Genomic DNA, 1874 nt, shown 5'->3' on the forward strand with positions numbered 1-1874 from the left:
CGGATCGCCTCGTCGACCTCCGGGCTGGAACCGGCCCGGTAGGCGCCGAGCCGGATCAATTCCTCCATGTCGGCATAGGTGGCCATCACCGCCCGCGCCTTCTGGATCACCGGCCAGAACTGCGGATCGGCGGATTTCGGCATGGTGCGCGAGACGGATTTGAGGATGTTGATCGCGGGGTAGCGGCCGCGCTCGGCGATCGAGCGCTGCATCACGATGTGGCCGTCCAGGATGCCGCGGACCGCATCCGCGATCGGCTCGTTGTGGTCGTCGCCGTCGACCAGCACCGTGAAGATCGCGGTGATGGCGCCCTCCCCCAGGCCCGGCCCGGCGCGCTCCAGCAGCTTCGGCAATTCGGTGAACACGGTCGGCGTGTAGCCCTTGGCGGTCGGCGGCTCGCCCGCGGAGAGGCCGATCTCGCGCTGGGCCATGGCAAAGCGCGTCACCGAATCCATCAGGCAGAGCACGTCCTTGTCCTCGTCGCGAAAATATTCGGCGACCGCGAGCGTCAGATAGGCCGCCTGCCGCCGCATCAGCGCCGGCTCGTCCGAGGTCGCGACCACCACGACCGAGCGCGCCAGGCCCTCCTCGCCGAGATCGTCCTGGAGGAATTCCTGCACCTCGCGGCCGCGTTCGCCGATCAGCCCGATGACGCTGACGGCGGCATCGACGTTGCGCGCCAGCATCGAGAGCAGCACCGATTTGCCGACGCCGGACCCTGCGAAGATGCCCATGCGCTGGCCGCGGCAGCAGGTGAGGAAGGTGTTCATCGCGCGCACGCCGAGATCGAGCGGCGCGCCGACACGTTTGCGCGAATGCGCCGGCGGCGGCGTGTTGCGGAACGGCATCGGCGAGGAGCCCTGCGGCAGCGGCCCCTTGCCGTCGATCGGCTCGCCCAGCGCGTTGACGACGCGGCCGAGCCAAGCCGCGGACGGCCGCACCTGATTGGCGGCATTGGCGATCACCGCCTTGCAGCCGCGGCGGACGCCGTCGAGGCCGGCGAACGGCATCACGACGGCGTTGTTGCCGGAGAAGCCGATCACCTCGCAGGGAATGGTGCGGTTGGCGCCGGTCTCGATCACGAGCCGCGCGCCCACGGACATCGCGTGGATCGGACCGGCCACCTCGACCATCAGGCCGCGCACGCCGACCACGCGGCCATAAATGTTGATGCCGTCGATGTCGCCGATCTGTTCGGCAAGAGCCTTCATCAGGGGGCCACCTTCGCCATCCGGGACATCACGGAGAAACTCTTAAGTTTCGCCATATTTCTGAACGGCGCTTAACTTCGTGTTTACCCGCATCATTAATCATTGCGTCACTGTCTTTGAGACTGAGCGTGGCTCCCCTTCAGAAGAAGGCTGAGTCGCGGGAGTCGGTTAGTCCCGTCTCTTAAAGTGGAACTTGAACGGAGGTGGGTGACGAAAGCTGCTTCACGCGCAACACCTTAGGGCGATTCGACAAAAATTGCACCGGGAGGACTTGCGCTCCAGAATCAGAGTTTGTTAACCATCTGTTGTCAGGATCCGAATCAGTTGTTCAAAGGCGTTTTGTTGAGTGCCGCGAATGCGGCCGACCTGACGCCCAGGAGCGGCGACTATGGGGAACTGGCATGCGCGTTTTGCTGATTGAAGATGACAGCGCCGTCGCGCAGTCGATCGAGCTGATGTTGAAGTCGGAGAGCTTCAACGTCTACACGACCGATTTGGGGGAAGAAGGCGTCGACCTCGGTAAACTATACGATTACGACATTATCCTTCTCGACCTCAATCTGCCCGACATGTCCGGCTACGACGTGCTCAAGCAGCTCCGGGTCTCCAAGATCAAGACACCCATTCTGATCCTCTCCGGCCTCGCCGGCATCGAGGACAAGG

General features: G+C 64.0%; 2 protein-coding genes. One reads left to right on the forward strand and one right to left on the reverse strand.

Translation table 11 applies throughout. From position 1 onward, the window contains the following. Positions 1–1211, reverse strand: a 1211-nt coding sequence (fliI, locus tag JHD07_RS38150) for a flagellar protein export ATPase FliI (protein ID WP_291631611.1), incomplete at its 3' end; no start/stop codon positions are given. A gap of 401 nt (positions 1212–1612) precedes the next feature. On the opposite strand from fliI, the gene JHD07_RS38155 reads away from it, so the two are divergent. Next, positions 1613–1874, forward strand: a 262-nt coding sequence (locus JHD07_RS38155; protein WP_291631612.1) for a response regulator, incomplete at its 3' end; no start/stop codon positions are given.

The sequence above is a fragment of the Bradyrhizobium sp. genome (assembly GCF_016462955.1).
Classification (GTDB): Bacteria; Pseudomonadota; Alphaproteobacteria; order Rhizobiales; family Xanthobacteraceae; genus Bradyrhizobium.